General features: G+C 73.5%; 16 protein-coding genes. 8 read left to right on the top strand and 8 right to left on the bottom strand.

Annotated elements, in window-relative coordinates; genetic code table 11:
- Nucleotides 1-8: 8 nt before the first annotated feature.
- Complete coding sequence (locus tag WD341_RS18190; protein ID WP_368426908.1) at nt 9-2282, bottom strand: primosomal protein N'; 2274 nt, start codon at nt 2280-2282, stop codon at nt 9-11.
- 51 nt (nt 2283-2333) lie between these two features.
- Here WD341_RS18190 and WD341_RS18185 point away from each other — a divergent pair, with 51 nt between their 5' ends.
- The 3 genes from WD341_RS18185 (at nt 2334) to WD341_RS18175 (ending at nt 4640) form a co-directional block, all read left to right on the top strand.
- Nucleotides 2334-3110 (top strand): DUF484 family protein, encoded by a 777-nt coding sequence (locus tag WD341_RS18185; protein WP_368426907.1) that lies wholly within the window; start codon nt 2334-2336, stop codon nt 3108-3110.
- The gene (locus WD341_RS18180) at nt 3089-4057 is read left to right on the top strand and encodes a tyrosine recombinase XerC (protein WP_368426906.1); all 969 of its coding nucleotides are present in this window, start codon (nt 3089-3091) and stop codon (nt 4055-4057) included. Before WD341_RS18185 ends, WD341_RS18180 begins: the two co-directional genes overlap by 22 nt.
- A gap of 100 nt (nt 4058-4157) precedes the next feature.
- Nucleotides 4158-4640, top strand: a complete 483-nt coding sequence (locus WD341_RS18175) for an anti-virulence regulator CigR family protein (protein ID WP_368426905.1) — start codon at nt 4158-4160, stop codon at nt 4638-4640.
- A 12-nt stretch (nt 4641-4652) separates the two neighbouring features.
- Here the strand turns inward: WD341_RS18175 and WD341_RS18170 are convergent, their stop codons facing one another.
- The 3 genes from WD341_RS18170 to WD341_RS18160 form a co-directional block, all read right to left on the bottom strand.
- Nucleotides 4653-5861 (bottom strand): MFS transporter, encoded by a 1209-nt coding sequence (locus WD341_RS18170; RefSeq protein WP_368426904.1) that lies wholly within the window; start codon nt 5859-5861, stop codon nt 4653-4655.
- Nucleotides 5862-5907: 46 nt separating this feature from the next.
- Nucleotides 5908-6171, bottom strand: a complete 264-nt coding sequence (locus tag WD341_RS18165; protein WP_368426903.1) for a Usg family protein — start codon at nt 6169-6171, stop codon at nt 5908-5910.
- Nucleotides 6172-6310: 139 nt separating this feature from the next.
- Nucleotides 6311-6724 carry a tellurite resistance TerB family protein gene (locus tag WD341_RS18160; protein ID WP_368426902.1) on the bottom strand — a complete coding sequence of 138 codons (414 nt, stop codon included), beginning with the start codon at nt 6722-6724 and terminating at the stop codon, nt 6311-6313.
- Nucleotides 6725-6879: 155 nt separating this feature from the next.
- Between WD341_RS18160 and WD341_RS18155 the strand changes: the two genes are divergently transcribed.
- On the top strand, nt 6880-7815 hold the full coding sequence (locus tag WD341_RS18155) for an AEC family transporter (RefSeq protein WP_368426901.1): 936 nt from the start codon (nt 6880-6882) through the stop codon (nt 7813-7815).
- A 318-nt stretch (nt 7816-8133) separates the two neighbouring features.
- Here WD341_RS18155 and nth read toward each other — a convergent pair whose 3' ends face one another.
- Nucleotides 8134-8772, bottom strand: a complete 639-nt coding sequence (gene nth / locus WD341_RS18150) for an endonuclease III (RefSeq protein WP_368426960.1) — start codon at nt 8770-8772, stop codon at nt 8134-8136.
- A gap of 125 nt (nt 8773-8897) precedes the next feature.
- Here nth and WD341_RS18145 point away from each other — a divergent pair, with 125 nt between their 5' ends.
- The gene (locus tag WD341_RS18145; protein ID WP_368426900.1) at nt 8898-9458 is read left to right on the top strand and encodes a DUF2244 domain-containing protein; all 561 of its coding nucleotides are present in this window, start codon (nt 8898-8900) and stop codon (nt 9456-9458) included.
- A gap of 13 nt (nt 9459-9471) precedes the next feature.
- Here the strand turns inward: WD341_RS18145 and dapB are convergent, their stop codons facing one another.
- A complete protein-coding gene (gene dapB, locus WD341_RS18140; protein WP_368426899.1) occupies nt 9472-10281 on the bottom strand; it encodes a 4-hydroxy-tetrahydrodipicolinate reductase in 810 nt (269 codons plus the stop codon).
- A gap of 137 nt (nt 10282-10418) precedes the next feature.
- On the opposite strand from dapB, the gene WD341_RS18135 reads away from it, so the two are divergent.
- The 3 genes from WD341_RS18135 (at nt 10419) to WD341_RS18125 (ending at nt 11926) form a co-directional block, all read left to right on the top strand.
- Nucleotides 10419-10985, top strand: coding sequence for a GNAT family N-acetyltransferase (locus tag WD341_RS18135; protein ID WP_368426898.1), 567 nt, complete (start codon nt 10419-10421; stop codon nt 10983-10985).
- Nucleotides 10982-11635 (top strand): putative 2OG-Fe(II) oxygenase, encoded by a 654-nt coding sequence (locus WD341_RS18130; RefSeq protein WP_368426897.1) that lies wholly within the window; start codon nt 10982-10984, stop codon nt 11633-11635. Before WD341_RS18135 ends, WD341_RS18130 begins: the two co-directional genes overlap by 4 nt.
- Nucleotides 11636-11725: 90 nt before the next feature.
- Nucleotides 11726-11926: a CsbD family protein gene (locus WD341_RS18125; RefSeq protein WP_368426896.1), complete on the top strand. Its 201-nt coding sequence runs from the start codon at nt 11726-11728 to the stop codon at nt 11924-11926.
- 18 nt (nt 11927-11944) lie between these two features.
- Here the strand turns inward: WD341_RS18125 and WD341_RS18120 are convergent, their stop codons facing one another.
- Both WD341_RS18120 and dnaJ read right to left on the bottom strand, forming a co-directional pair.
- Nucleotides 11945-12625 (bottom strand): tyrosine-protein phosphatase, encoded by a 681-nt coding sequence (locus tag WD341_RS18120; RefSeq protein WP_368426895.1) that lies wholly within the window; start codon nt 12623-12625, stop codon nt 11945-11947.
- A 2-nt stretch (nt 12626-12627) separates the two neighbouring features.
- Complete coding sequence (gene dnaJ / locus WD341_RS18115; RefSeq protein WP_368426894.1) at nt 12628-13764, bottom strand: molecular chaperone DnaJ; 1137 nt, start codon at nt 13762-13764, stop codon at nt 12628-12630.
- Between the last annotated feature and the right edge of the window lie 50 nt (nt 13765-13814).

Here is a 13814-nt window from a genome sequence, read left to right as displayed (position 1 = left end):
CGGCGGCCCTAGAAGAAGGAGTAGGGGTCGATGTCGACGGCCAGGCGGGCGCTCGAGGGCACCTTGACCGCCGCCAGCCAGGCGCGCAGCAGGCGCTGCAGCGGCAGGTCGCGGCGCGCGCGGACCAGGAAGCGGCGCCGGTGGCGGCCGCGGATCACCGCCAGCGGCGCCTCGGTCGGCCCGAGGACCTCCAGCCCCTCCCGGCGTGGCGCGGCGCGGGCCAAGCTGCGGGCCAGATCGTCGAGGCGGCGGGCGTCGGGATCGCTCAGGATCAGCGCGGCAAGGCGCGTGAAGGGCGGATTGTTGCCGCGCCGCCGCTCCTCGGTCTCGTAGGCCAGGAAGCCCTCGCGGTCGCCCGCGACCAGAGCGCGCAGCACCGGATGCTCGGGGTCGTGGCTCTGCAGGAAGACGCGGCCGGGCAGCAGGTCGCGGCCGGCGCGGCCGGCGACCTGCTGGAGCAGCTGCCAGGTCCGCTCCAGGGCGCGCAGGTCGCCGCCGGCGAGGCCGAGGTCGGCATCGACGACGCCGACGCAGGTCAGGTGCGGGAAGTGGTGGCCCTTGGCGACGATCTGGGTGCCGACCAGGAGGTCGATCTCGCGGTCGCGCAGCCGCTCGACCAGCTCGCTGGCGGCCCGCGGCCCGGTCAGGGTGTCTGAGGAGGCGAGCGCGATGCGCGCCTCGGGGAACAGCAGCCGCGCCTCCTCCTGCAGCCGCTCGACGCCGGGCCCGCAGGCCCGCCAGCTGTCCTCGGCGCCGCAGGCCGGACAGGCCGGCGGCAGCGGCCGGCCGTAGCCGCAGTGATGGCAGAACAGCCGGCCGCGGAAGCGGTGCTCGACCAGCCAGGCGGTGCAGTTCGGGCACTGCAGGCGGTGGCCGCAGGCGTCGCAGAGGGTCAGCGGCGCATAGCCGCGGCGGTTCAGGAACAGCAGGCCCTGCTCGCCAGCGGCCAGGGTCTCGGCCAGGGCCGCGCGGAGCGGCGGCGCCAGCCAGCCGGGGTTGCCGTCGGGAAGCCGCTCCGGCTTCTCGACGCGCAGGTCGATCGAGGCGATCTCGGGCAGCAGCGCGCCGCCGTGGCGGTCGGGCAGGCGGACCTCGCCGTACTTTCCGGCCTGGACGTTGACCAGGGATTCCAGGGAAGGCGTCGCCGAGGCGAGGACGATCGGGATCTCGCCGAGCCGGGCACGCACCACCGCCATGTCGCGGGCGTGGTAGATCACGCCCTCCTCCTGCTTGAAGGCACCGTCGTGCTCCTCGTCGACGACGAGCGCGCCGAGCCGGGGGTAGGGCAGGAAGAGCGCCGAGCGGGCACCGACGACGACGCGCGCCTCGCCCTCGGCGACGGCGCGCCAGGTGCGCCGGCGCTGGGTCGGATTGAGGTCGCTGTGCCATTCGGCCGGCGCCACGCCGAAGCGCCGCCGGAAGCGCTCCAGCCACTGCGCCGAGAGCGCGATCTCCGGCAACAGCACCAGCGCCTGCTCGCCGCGCGCCAGGGCAGCCGCCACGGCCTCCAGGTAGACCTCGGTCTTGCCCGAGCCGGTGACGCCGTCCAGCAGGGTCACCGAGAAGCCCCGCCCGAACTTGCCGGTCAGCACCTCGGCCGCCGCCGCCTGGGCCGCAGAGAAGTCGACCGGCGGCCGACGCCAGTCCGGTGCCGCGAAGGCCGGCGGCGCCGGCAGCTCGAGGCTCTCCAGCGCGCCGAGCGCGATCAGCTTGCGCACGACCTCCGGGGTCACGCCGGCGGCGCGGGCCAGTTCCCCGGCCGGCCGCGCGCCGCCCGCGGCGGCGGCCTCCAGGACCGCAAGGCGCTGCGGCGTCGGGCGCAGGCCCTCGGGGCGCGGCGAAGCGGCACGGACGAGCTGCCGTGGCCGCGGCGGCTGCAGCGCCGAGGACACGGAGACGACCATGCGCAGCACCGCGCCCGGCGCCGCCATCGTGTAGCCGGCGACCCACTCGACGAAGCGGCGCGAGACCGCGGGCAGCGGCGGCGCCGGCAGGCGCGCGCCGATCGGCTTCAGCCGCGCGGGGTCGGGCGCCGCGGCCGCGCTGGGGCCGCCGTCGGCGCCGATCTCGTGGTCCCAGACGACGCCCCAGGTCTCCCGGCGGCCGAGCGGCACCGCGACGAGATCGCCGGGCGCCAGCTCCGGTTCGCCGCCACCGTCCCGGGGCCACGGCAGGTAGCTGTAGCTGCCGCCCAGGGGCAGCGGCAGCAGGACCGGCAGGCTGCTGCCGGCCTCGGGCGCCCGCTCGGCCGCGGGGGCGGTGCTTTCACCGGGGCAAGCCATGGGTTAGAGTCTAGGCGAAGCTTCGGAGTCGCGGCAGAAGGGGAGAAGTCTGTGACGCAGAACCGCCGCGATCCAGCGGCAGAGCAGAAATCGGCCGAGGCCAGGCCGTCGGCAACCGGCGAGCCGCTCGCCCGCCAGGCGGTGGACGACGATCAGGTCGCGGCCTACCTGCGCCGTCACCCGGATTTCCTGGCCGAGCGGCCCGACCTGCTCGACGTGCTGAGCGCGCCGGCGCGCCCCGCCGTGGCCGCCGCCGGCCCCGGCGTCGTCGACCTGCAGCAGGCGATGGTCGAGCGGCTGCGCCATGAGAACGAGGCGCTGCGCCGCAGCCACGAGGACCTGCTGCTGACCCTGCGCAGCAACCAGCACGCCCAGAGCCGGACCCAACAGGGCGCCCTGGCGCTGCTGAGCGCGCGCTCCTTCGAGCACCTGATCGAGACGGTCGCCACCGACCTGACCGCGATCCTCGACCTCGACGCCGTGACGATCTGCGTCGAGCCGGCGATCGACAGCCCCTCGGAGGTGCGCACACGCGGCGTGCTGCGCGTCGCCCCCGGCGCGGTCACGGCGCTGCTCGGCCCGGGCAAGACGATCCGGCTGGAGGCCGAGCTGCCGGGCGACCCCTCACTGTTCGGCCCGACCGCGGGCATCGTGCAGTCGCAGGCCCTGGTCCGCCTGCAGGTCTCCAGCGCCACGCCGCCGAGCCTGCTCGCCCTCGGCTCGCGCCAGCCCGGGCACTTCCAGCCCTCCCAGGGCACCGAGCTGCTGGCCTTCCTGGGCCAGGTGCTGGAAAGCCAGCTCAGGGCATGGCTCGAGCTGCCGGAGTAGCCGGAGCCGCGCTCGGCCGGGCCGCGGCGCCCGACCTGCTGGCCGCCGTCGAGACCTGGCAGGCCTGGCTGCGCAACGAGAAGCGGGCCTCGGCCCACACGCTGGTCGCCTACACCGCCGATCTGGACGGCTTCCTGGCCTTTCTCGCCGGCCATCTCGGACAGGCGCCGGGCCTCGCCGACCTGGCGGCGTTGCGGGCGGCGGACTTCCGCGCCTGGCTGGCCGCCCGCGCCCGCCGGGGCTTGGCCAAGAGCTCGACCGCGCGCGCGCTCTCGACGGTGCGCGGCTTCTTCCGCTGGACGGCGCGCCAGGGGGTCATGGAGAACGCGGTGCTCCCCACCGTGCGTACGCCGAAGCTCGACCGGCCGGTGCCGAAGGCGCTGACCGCCGCCGACGCGCGCGACGCCGTCGAGAGCGTCGGCGAGCTCTCCGACGAGCCCTGGATCGCGCTGCGCGATACCGCCGTGCTGCTGCTGCTCTACGGCGCCGGCCTGCGCATCTCGGAAGCCCTGGAGCTGACCGTGCGCGAGGCGCCGAAGCCCGGCCAGGACGGCCTGACCGTGCTCGGCAAGGGCCGCAAGCAGCGCCAGGTGCCGCTGCTGCCGGCGATCGGCGAGGCGGTCGCCGCCTACCGCGCCGCCTGCCCCTGGCCGCTGCCCGAGGAGGGCGCGCTGTTCCGGGCGCGGCGCGGCGGGCCGCTTTCGCCGCGCGAGGTGCAGCGGCGCGTGCAGCTGCTGCGTGGCCGGCTCGGCCTGCCGGCGAGCGCGACCCCGCACGCCCTGCGCCATTCCTTCGCGACCCACCTGCTCGGCGCCGGCGGCGACCTGAGGGCGATCCAGGAGCTGCTCGGCCACGCCTCGCTCTCGACGACCCAGCGCTACACCGCTGTCGACAGCCGACGGCTGCTCGACGTCTACGCCGCCGCTCACCCGCGTGCCCGAGACTGAGACCAATCCTCGCGCGTTACGGGAGAAAAGAGGAACATTTCGCGCGATAGGTTTGTTTACCCGGTGACTTCGCCGTCGGCGAGCACCAGGAGTCCGTCCCATGTTCCGCAAGACCGCCCTCATCGTCGCTCTCGCAGCCCTCTCCCTCGTCGCCGCGCCCTGGGCCGGCACCCTCGACTCGCCGGCCGTCGCCGCGGGCAAGCCGGATCACGCCGGCAAGTCCGGTCAGGCTGGCAAGCCCGACCGTGCCGACAAGGCCGACCACGTCGACAAGCCGGCGAAGCGCTCGGACCGGCCGGCAGCCGGTGGCATCGCCATCACCGGCGCCGCCGCGGCCCTGATCGAGCGCTACGAGCGGACGGCGGGCCATCCGCGCCCGGAGGCGCTGCCGCCGGGCATCGCCAGGAACCTGGCGCGCGGCAAGCCTTTGCCGCCCGGTATCGCGAAGAAGCAGCTGCCGGCCTCGCTGCTCGGCCAGCTGCCGCACTACGAGGGCCATCGCTACTACTCGGTCGGACGCGACGTCGTGCTCATCTCCGAGGCGAGCCAGCGCGTCGTCGACATCCTGGTCGGCGCGCTCTGAGGCCGCGCCGGCTCAGCGCAGCAGCGCCCGCAGCAGCAGCGGACCCAGGATCGCCCCGGCGGCGAGCGTGGCGAAGGCCAGGCCCCAGCCGGTCGGCGCATCAGGGCCGGCGGCGTCCAGCACCAGGCCGAAGACCACCGGACTGACCGCGCCGGCGCCGAAGCCGAGCAGCGCATGGACGGCCATGGTCGCGCCCTTGCGCTCGGGCTCGGCGTTGAGCACGGCGCCGCCCGTGAGCGCGCCCGAATCGCCCATGACCAGCAGGCCGTAGGCGACCAGCAGGACCGCCAGCAGCCACAGCGGGGCGGCGGCGGCGAAGCCGAGCACGGCGGCCAGGGTCGCCGAGGCGCAGAGCACCAGGCTGACGAGCCGGCGGCGGCCGTAGCGCTCGGCGAGATAGCTGCCGGCGACGGAGGCCGGCAGGCCGAGCAGCAGCAGCACCGTCGCCAGCTGCGTCGCGCTGCCGCCGAACAGGGTTTCGCGGCCCTGGGCGGCCAGGGCAAAGACCAGGAAGGCGACGACCCAGGCGCGGAAGCCGAACAGCTCCCAGATGTGGCAGGCGTAGGACAGGTTGTAGGCAAGGGCCGCACGGTTGCGCAGCGCCGGCCGCAGGTCGAGGGGGTTGCGGCGCGCCGCCGGGTCGGCCGAAGCGGGCCTTGGCAGGGGCCGGGTCGCCAGCAGCACGAGGAGGCCGGCGCCGGCAGTCAGCAGGCCGGCGATCCAGAAGGCCGCCGCCCAGCCGAGCCGCCCAGCGACCTCGCCGGCGAGCAGCACCGACAGGCTGACGCCGAGGGAGAAGTGGGCGGTGTACCAGCCGACCCCGCGGCCCTGCCACTGCTGCGGCAGGCGGTCGCTGAGCAGGCGCAGGCCGACCATGTAGGTGCCGGCGAGGCCGATGCCGCCGAGGAGGCGGAACGGCAGGGCGCTCCAGAATCCCTCGGCCAGCAGGGCGAAGCCGAGCAGCGAAAGGCTGCCGGCCAGGCTCGAGGCGAGGTAGATGCCGCGCGCGTCGCGGGCGTCGGTGAGCGCGACCAGCAGCGGCACCGCGGCGACGTAGCCGGCGTAGTAGAGGCCGCCCAGCCAGCCGGCCTCGGCGTTGTCCAGGCCCCACTCCAGGCGGAAGGTCGGGATCAGCGCCGGGAAGGTGGCGTTGCCCGCCATTCCCAGGACCTGGGCGAGGCAGAGCAGGGCGACGAGCAGGCCGGGGCGGTGGCGCGACATGCGGCGGGTGTACCGGCCCGGCTGCGCCGCCGCCAGCCTGCTCGGGCTATTGCAGGGTCAAGAGGCAGTCCGCGTGCTGGGTCGTCCCCGGACTGACCAGCGGCAGGTGGGCGATCTTCACGGAATGCAGCTTGCCGTCGAGGTTGCTGTTCCAGAAGTCGAGGAACTGGCGGAGCTGCGGGAACTGGGGCGGCAGGTCGTATTCCTGCCAGGTGAAGGACTGCAGCAGGTGCGGGTGGTCGGGCAGGTGATAGAGGATTTCGGCGGTGGTTAGCCGCCAATCGCGCATCTGAAGACTGAGCGAAGCCATGAGCGAATCGGCCTCCTATCCCACGGTTCATGCGTCAACAACGACAGCATGGCGAGAAGAGGTTCCAGCCTACAAGGGGAATAATTAATGATTCCAGAAGGTTAGCAGCAGGCGCCGCGGACTGCTGCCAGAGGCCGGCTCACAGCTTGCGGAAGCGCGCCCCCGCGCCGCGCTCGATCGCCGCGGCCTCGAGCCGGCCGACGCCAATTTTGTGGCGCAGCATCTCGAGCAGGCGAAGCTCCTCCTGGCTGGCCTTGCCGTCGGCGGCGACCACGTCGACCGCCAGGGCGTAGGCGGTCTCCCGCAGCTTCTCCGGCAGCGCCCGGTCGATCATCTCGAGCGCCTCGTCGATGCCGTTCTCGTCGGCCAGCAGCTCGGCGCAGCCGGCCGCCGTGGTGCTGAGCGTGGCCAGGTCGTAGGCCTCGAAGACCGGCAGCAGCTTGATGATCTCGCTCATCACGCCGACCTCGGGGCCGGTCATCTCCGAATCCGCGGCCGAGGCCAGGACCATCGTGTAGATCAGGGCGGAATGGACGTCGAGTTGCTGGCTCACCGGCGTGGGGCTCCCGTTCGTGTGCGCCGTTAACTAGGGGCCAGCGAGGGCTCGGGTCAACCCGGCGCGGTATCGAGGTGCCGCGGGCGGCGCAGCCGAGCCCTGCCGTGCCGAGGCTCGACAGCGGCCCGGGCGCTCGTCACAGTGCCGGCCCGATGGAATCCGTGGTCAACGTCGTCCTGCCGGTCTTCGCGATCATGGCCGCCGGCTATGCCGCCGGGCGCCTCAAGCTGCTCGGGCCCGCGAGCAGCCAGGCGCTCAACGGCTTCGTCTTCTGGTGCGCCCTGCCGGCCCTGTTCTTCGGCTCGATGGCCCAGGTGCCGACCTCGGAGATCTTCAACTTCCCCTATCTGATCGCCTACGGCGGCAGCGCCCTGGCGACCTTTGCGCTGGCCCTGGCCGTCGCCGCCTTCGCCTTCCCGAACCGCTTCGGCGGCCTGTCGATGCACGCGCTCTCGGCGATCTTCTCGAACACCGGCTACATGGGCATCCCGCTGTTGCAGATCGCCTTCGGGGCCGAGGGCACGCTGCCCGGCGTCATCGCCACGGTGGTCAACGGCGCCGTGGTCATCGGCCTCGGCATCGTGCTGCTGGAATCGGACCGGCCGGGCGCAAGCTGGCAGCACATCCTGCGCGACACCCTGCTCGGGCTGGTCAAGTCGCCGCTCATCGTGTCTGCCATCGCCGGCCTGCTCTGGTCGACGACCGGCCTCGGCCTCGCCGAACCGGTGATCGCCTTCACCGCCCTGCTCGGCGCGGCGGCGGGGCCCTGCGCGCTCTTCGCCATGGGCCTGTTCATGGTCGGCAAGTCCTTCACGGCCGGGCTCGGCGAGGTCGGCTGGGTGACCTTCCTGAAGCTGCTGGTGATGCCGGCGATCGCCTTCTGGCTGGCCTTCGACCTGCTGGAGATGCCGCGGATCTGGGCGCTCTCGGCGGTGATCATGGCGGCGCTGCCGACCGGTGCCCTGATGTTCGTCCTGGCCCAGGAGTACGGGATCTACATCCAGCGCTCGGTCGCCGTGATCCTGATCTCGACGGTCGCCTCTGTGGTCACCCTCTCGGCCCTCTTCATCTGGCTGGGCATGGGGTGAGGGCAGGCAGCGCTGCGGTTCGTGCCGGCGGAAACAACGAGACGGCGGCCGCCCGGCCCCGCCGTTCGCCCCTGCCTCACTTCACCCCGAGCTCGTCGAGGGGCGCACGGGCCGCGGCCGGAAGCGGGCCCCTGGCACCGCCCGTGCGTCCCTCGACTGCGCCCCGGCGGGAGCGCTCGGGATGAAGCGGGTAATGTGCGGGCGGAACGAGCGAGACGGCGCTCCGCCTGTGACTCCGCCGTTCGCCCCTGCCTCGCTTCGTCCCGAGCCTCGAGGGGCGTGGGCGCGGGAAGGCGGCGGGAGCCGCCCTGCGACGGCTCAGGGCGCCAGGGTCTTGGCCTTGTAGCGGCAGAGGTCGGCGACGACGCAGGCGGGGCAGTCCGGCCGGCGCGCCTTGCAGACGTAGCGGCCGTGCAGGATCAGCCAGTGGTGGGCGTGCTGCAGCCGGTGCTTCGGCACGACCTTCTCGAGCCGGCGCTCGACCTCCTGCGGCGTCTTGCCGGGCGCCAGGCCGGTGCGGTTGCCGATCCGGAAGATGTGCGTGTCGACGGCGATGGTCGGCTGGCCGAAGGCGATGTTGAGCACGACGTTGGCGGTCTTGCGGCCGACGCCGGGCAGCCGGACCAGCGCCTCGCGCTCGGCCGGCACCGCGCCGCCGTGCTCGCGGATCAGCAGCTCCGAGAGCGCGATCACGTTCTTGGCCTTGGTGTTGAACAGCCCGATGGTCTTGATGAAGGCCTTCAGCCGGGCCTCGCCGAGGGCGACCATCTTCTGCGGCGTGTCGGCGACCTCGAACAGCGGGCCGGTCGCCCGGTTGACGCCGACGTCGGTCGCCTGGGCCGAGAGCACGACGGCGACCAGCAGGGTGTAGGGATTGACGTAGTCGAGCTCGCCCTTCGGCTCCGGCAGGCGCTCGGCCAGGCGGTCGAAGAAGCGGGCGGCCTCGGCTCGGGTCATCGGCATGGCACGGGTTCCCCTGGTTGCCGCGCCACCCTACCCGGGCCGCCGAGCCGGGCAAGCCTCGAGCGCACCGGCGCCGCAGGGTCTTACCAAGCGCCGCCGCGAGGCCATATCATCGGACCATGAGCGACGCCCAGGTCGAGCCCGGGCCGAGCGGAACCGGCACGCCGGTCCTGTTCGAGGCCCTGCTGACGCCCCACCGCAGCCTGAGCCCGCGCGGCTTCCTGCTGCTGATGAGCGCGATCGCCGGCGTCGCCTTCGTCGCCGGCACCGCCTTCTTCCTTATGGGCGCCTGGCCGGTCTTCGGCTTCCTGGGCCTGGAGGTCCTGCTGGTCTACGGCGCCTTCCGGATCAACTACCGCCGCGCCGGCGCCTTCGAGCGCCTCGAGCTGACTTCCGAGCGCCTGACCGTGCGCCGCGTCGGTCCCGACGGCGCGGAGCGCACCTGGCGATTCCAGCCCTACTGGCTGCGGGTCGAGATCGCCGACCCGCCCGAGCCGGACAGCCCGCTCAGGCTGCGCAGCCATGGCCGCAGCCTGGCCATCGGCAGCTTCCTGAGCGCCCAGGAGCGCCTCGACCTGGCCCGCGCCCTGCGGCACGAGCTCGACAGGCTGCACGGCACGGGGCCACCGGCCGCCGCGTCCGCGGTCGCCGCGCCGCAAGGCCTGGCGCCCGAGACCTGACGGCGCCAGTGCCTCAGAGTCCCAGCACGTCCTTCATCGAGTAGAGCCCGGCCGGCTGGCCGGCGAGCCACTTGGCGGCGCAGATCGCGCCCCGGGCGAAGACCGCGCGGTTGGAGGCGCGGTGGCCCAGCAGCAGCCGCTCGCCCTCGGCGGCGAAGATCACCTCGTGATCGCCGGCGACGTCGCCGCCGCGCAGGGTCGCGAAGCCGATCGCGCCGGCCTCGCGCGCGCCGGTATGGCCGTCGCGCACCCGCACCGAGGCGTCCTCGAGCGCGACGCCGCGGCCGGCCGCGGCCGCCTCGCCGAGCGCCAGGGCGGTGCCGGAGGGGGCGTCGACCTTGTGGCGGTGGTGCATCTCGAGGATCTCGATGTCGTAGTCCTCGGCCGGCAGCCGTGCCGCCGCCTGCTCAACCAGCGCGAGCAGCAGGTTGACGCCCAGGCTCATGTTGGCTGAGCGCAGGACCGGCGCACGCGCCGCCGCCGCCGCAACCAGTTCGAGCTGCGCGGCGGCCAGGCCGGTGGTGCCGATGACCAGGGCGGTCCCGGTCTCGGCGGCGAGGTCAGCGTGGACCAGCGTCGCCGCGGGCAGCGTGAAGTCGATGGCGACGTCGGCCAGCTCGAGGGCGCCGCGGGCATCGCCGGTGACCTCGACGCCGAGCGGCTGGCCGCCCGCCGCCGTGCCGAGATCCCAGCCCAGGGCGCGGCTGCCGGGCCCCTCGATGCCGGCGACCAGCCGGCAGTCGGGGTCGGCGCGCGCGGTCTCGACCAGGAGCCGGCCCATGCGGCCCGAGCAGCCGAGGATAGCGAGGCGAAGGGCGGTCATCGGCGGTCTCCCGGCGGGGTGGCAGGGCCTCTCGCGGCGAGGCGGGTGGCGGCAAGGCTGTGCTAGAGCAGGCACCGGGCGATGTCGAGCCCGCTCGGCCCTGGCCAAGCGGCCTCCGGCGGGGCTATCACCCTGTCATGGTCGATGCCGCGCCCGCCGAGATCCTGACCGAGCGCCTGCGGCTCCGCCCGCCGCGGCTGGAGGACGTCGAGGCGCACCTGGAGATGGACCGCGACCCCGAGGTGATGCGCTTCGTCGAGCCCCTGCCGGGGTCGCCGCCGGATCTGGAGGCGAAGCGGCGCCGCCTCCTCGAGAGGATCGAGAGCGGCTGGCCCGCCGTCGGCCGGCAGTTCTACGTCGCCGCCCGCGACGGCGGCGAGTTCCTGGGCTGGTGCGCCCTCTTTCCGCTCGAGGACAGGGCCGGCCAGCCGGTCGAGATCGGCTATCGCTACCGGCGCGCCGCCTGGGGCCGGGGCGTCGCCACGGAGGCCGCCGCAGCGCTGCTCCGCTTCGGCTTCGAGACGCTCGGGCTGGACCCGATCGTCGGCGTCACCGACCACGCCAACCGCGGCTCCCAGGCGGTCCTGGCCAAGGTCGGCCTGAGGCGGGCCGGCAACATCCGGGCCTACGGCGAGGACGTGGCCTTCTTCGTCGCGCACCGCGCCGGCTGGCTGGCAGCGCAGAGCGGCGGAAGCGGTCGATGACCGCCCGCGCGCCCGACGCCGACGGCTTCCTCGCGCTCTGGCCGACGCTGCTGCTGCAGCGCCGGCTGCCCGGTGCCGAGGCCGCCAACCAGGTGCTCGGCCAGCTGATCGCCGCGGAGGAGACCCAGAGGGCCGACCTGACGACCGACTACCGCGGCGACAACCTGCTCGCCCGCCAGCACCCGGCGCTCGACTGGCTGCGCGACTGCATCAACAAGACGGCGATCGACTACCTGAAGCGCTGCGGCCTGGCTTACCGGGTCGACTGGAGCCTGCACGGCTGGGCCAACGTCAATCGCTTCGGCGACTACCACGACCTGCACAACCATCCGCACGCCTACCTGTCGGGCACCTACTACGTCTCGGTGCCGCTAGCCTCGGCCAACGAGCCCCTGCCGGGGCGCGGCGACCGGCGGCCGGGCGCGATCTCCTTCTACGACCCGCGCCCGCAGGCAAACATGACCGCGATCGCCGGCGACCCGCAGATCGAGGCCGAGCACACGATCCTGCCGGCGGCCGGCACGATCCTGCTCTGGCCGGCCTTCCTGCATCACTTCGTGCATCCGAACCTGGCCCGCGCCGAGCGCGTCTCGATTTCCTTCAACCTGACCCTGAAGTGGCGCGACGACTACCTGCCGAAGCAGGACTAGCGGCGGGCGCCGGAGGCGGGCCGGGAACGGTTCGGCGAGGCCCCCGTTGTTGCGTGAGACGCTTCACGCAACCTCGGAAGGAGCAGCGCCATGAACTGGGACCAGATCAAGGGCAAGTGGACGCAGATGAAGGGCATGGCGCGGGAGCAGTGGGGCGACCTGACGGACGACGACCTCGAGCGCGCCGCCGGCGACCGTGACCAGCTGATCGGGCGAATCCAGGAGCGCTACGGCATTGCCAAGGAAGAGGCGGAGCGGCAGGTCGACGACTGGTCGAAGCGCAACGTCTGAGCGCAGCGAGGCAGGCGATCAGGCGACCCGGGCAGGGGGGCGCCAGCCGCCGCTGAGTCCGCGCGCGTCGAGCCAGGCGGCCAGCGCCAGGGGGTCGTAGTCCTCTGCGATCCACTCGGCCAGCGTCCGCTCGCCGGTTCCGTGCAAGCCCTGGCCCTGGCCGAGGCCCTCCTCGACGAAGTCGAAGAAGGGCCGCAGCCACTTCTGCTGCTTCTTCGGGAGGTGCAGGTAGGGCCAGCGGGCGAGCTGGCGGCGCGCCGCGGGCAGGCCGGCCCTGCCGTGGCGGGCGACGAGATGCAGGCCGGCGGCGAAGCCGGTCCGGTCGGCGCCACCGGAACACTTCATCAGCAGGGGCTTGGGCGCCTGCTCGAGAGCCTGCAGCAGCGTCAGCAGGGCGGCGCGATGGGGCAGGCGGCGGGAGCTCAGAGCGACGCTGTAGAGGGGCAGGCCGCGCGCCAGGCAGGCTGCCTTCTCGGCCTCGTACCAGGGCGCGCCGCTGTTCTCGCCGCGCAGGTTGAGCAGGCTGCGCAGGCCGTAGAGGTCGAGCAGCAGGCCGGTGTGGCCGAAATAGGCCTGGCCGCTCCGCGCCACGGACTCGTCGACCCAGTGGAAATGATGGATTCGCGCCACGACCCGGCCCCAGGCTCGCTGCGGCCCGCTGAGCGGGCGCAGCGGCACGGACTGGGGACGGATGCCCATGGCTATTCCGTCAGGTCCTCGAAGAACTCCTTGACCCGAGCAAAGAAGCCGGAGGACTCCGGGTGGTGGCGCGCCTCGCCGTCGCCGAACTCGGCGGCGAACTCCTCGAGCAGCTCGCGCTGGCGCTTGGTCATGTTGACCGGCACCTCGACGGAGACCTGGATGTAGAGGTCACCGCTGGCGGTCGAGCGCAGCACCGGCATGCCCTTGCCGCGCAGGCGGAACTGGGTGCCCGACTGGGTCCCCGCGGGCACCGTCACCTTGGCGCCGCTGCCCTCCAGGGTCGGCACCTCGACGCTGCCGCCGAGCGCCGCCGTGGTCATCGGGATCGGGACCCGGCAATAGAGGTTGGCGCCGTCGCGCTGGAAGAAGCGGTGCGGCTTGATCGACAGGAAGATGTAGAGGTCGCCCGGCGGCGCGCCGCGCACGCCGGCCTCGCCCTCGCCTGCCAGGCGGATGCGGGTGCCGTCCTCGACGCCCGGCGGGATGTTGACCTGGAGGGTCTTTTCGCGGTGCACCCGGCCGGCGCCGCCGCAGCCCTCGCAGGGGTCCTCGATGACCCGGCCCTGGCCCTGGCAGCTCGGGCAGGTGCGCTCGATGGTGAAGAAACCCTGCTGAGCGCGAATCCGGCCGCGCCCGCCGCAGGTCGAGCAGGCGACGGGGCTGGTGCCCGGCTTGGCGCCGCTGCCGCTGCAGGTCTCGCAGCCGACGCTGGTCGGCACGCGGATCTGCGCCTGCTTGCCCTCGTAGGCCTCTTCGAGGCCGATCTCCATGTTGAAGCGCAGGTCGGCGCCGTGCTGGCCGGTCTGGCGGCCGCCGCGCCCGGTGAAGTCGCCGAACATCTCGTCGAAGATGTCGGCGAAGCCGGTGAAGTCGAAGCCGCCGCCGCCGGGGCGCGGCCCCCCGCCCATGCCGTCGAAGGCGGCGTGGCCGAAGCGGTCGTATTGTGCGCGCTTGTTCGGGTCCTTGAGGACGTCGTAGGCCTCGTTGATCTCCTTGAACTTGCGCTCCGCCTCGGCATCGCCGGGGTTGCGATCCGGGTGGTGTGCCATCGCGAGCTTGCGGTAGGCCCGCTTGAGCTCGTCGAGGCCGGCGCCGCGCTCGACACCCAGCGTCTGGTAGTAATCCTGCTTGGCCATGGCCCCCGTTACCTAGAGCGAAGACGAACGGAAGCGGGGGGGGGGGGGGG

Source organism: Tistlia sp. (genome assembly GCF_040905785.1).
Classification (GTDB): Bacteria; Pseudomonadota; Alphaproteobacteria; order Kiloniellales; family DSM-21159; genus Tistlia.
Note: the sequence above shows the minus strand (reverse complement) of the source record. Positions and strands in the feature narration are given on the sequence as shown.

What these genes read in the sequence shown, in the direction of transcription:
- WD341_RS18190 (WP_368426908.1), bottom strand. Translation starts at nt 2,282, where the DNA reads ATGGCTTGCCCCGGTGAAAGCACCGCCCCCGCGGCCGAGCGGGCGCCC.
- WD341_RS18180 (WP_368426906.1), top strand. Translation starts at nt 3,089, where the DNA reads ATGGCTCGAGCTGCCGGAGTAGCCGGAGCCGCGCTCGGCCGGGCCGCG.
- WD341_RS18175 (WP_368426905.1), top strand. Translation starts at nt 4,158, where the DNA reads ATGTTCCGCAAGACCGCCCTCATCGTCGCTCTCGCAGCCCTCTCCCTC.
- WD341_RS18170 (WP_368426904.1), bottom strand. Translation starts at nt 5,861, where the DNA reads ATGTCGCGCCACCGCCCCGGCCTGCTCGTCGCCCTGCTCTGCCTCGCC.
- WD341_RS18165 (WP_368426903.1), bottom strand. Translation starts at nt 6,171, where the DNA reads ATGGCTTCGCTCAGTCTTCAGATGCGCGATTGGCGGCTAACCACCGCC.
- WD341_RS18155 (WP_368426901.1), top strand. Translation starts at nt 6,880, where the DNA reads ATGGAATCCGTGGTCAACGTCGTCCTGCCGGTCTTCGCGATCATGGCC.
- nth (WP_368426960.1), bottom strand. Translation starts at nt 8,772, where the DNA reads ATGACCCGAGCCGAGGCCGCCCGCTTCTTCGACCGCCTGGCCGAGCGC.
- WD341_RS18145 (WP_368426900.1), top strand. Translation starts at nt 8,898, where the DNA reads ATGAGCGACGCCCAGGTCGAGCCCGGGCCGAGCGGAACCGGCACGCCG.
- dapB (WP_368426899.1), bottom strand. Translation starts at nt 10,281, where the DNA reads ATGACCGCCCTTCGCCTCGCTATCCTCGGCTGCTCGGGCCGCATGGGC.
- WD341_RS18135 (WP_368426898.1), top strand. Translation starts at nt 10,419, where the DNA reads ATGGTCGATGCCGCGCCCGCCGAGATCCTGACCGAGCGCCTGCGGCTC.
- WD341_RS18130 (WP_368426897.1), top strand. Translation starts at nt 10,982, where the DNA reads ATGACCGCCCGCGCGCCCGACGCCGACGGCTTCCTCGCGCTCTGGCCG.
- WD341_RS18125 (WP_368426896.1), top strand. Translation starts at nt 11,726, where the DNA reads ATGAACTGGGACCAGATCAAGGGCAAGTGGACGCAGATGAAGGGCATG.
- WD341_RS18120 (WP_368426895.1), bottom strand. Translation starts at nt 12,625, where the DNA reads ATGGGCATCCGTCCCCAGTCCGTGCCGCTGCGCCCGCTCAGCGGGCCG.
- dnaJ (WP_368426894.1), bottom strand. Translation starts at nt 13,764, where the DNA reads ATGGCCAAGCAGGATTACTACCAGACGCTGGGTGTCGAGCGCGGCGCC.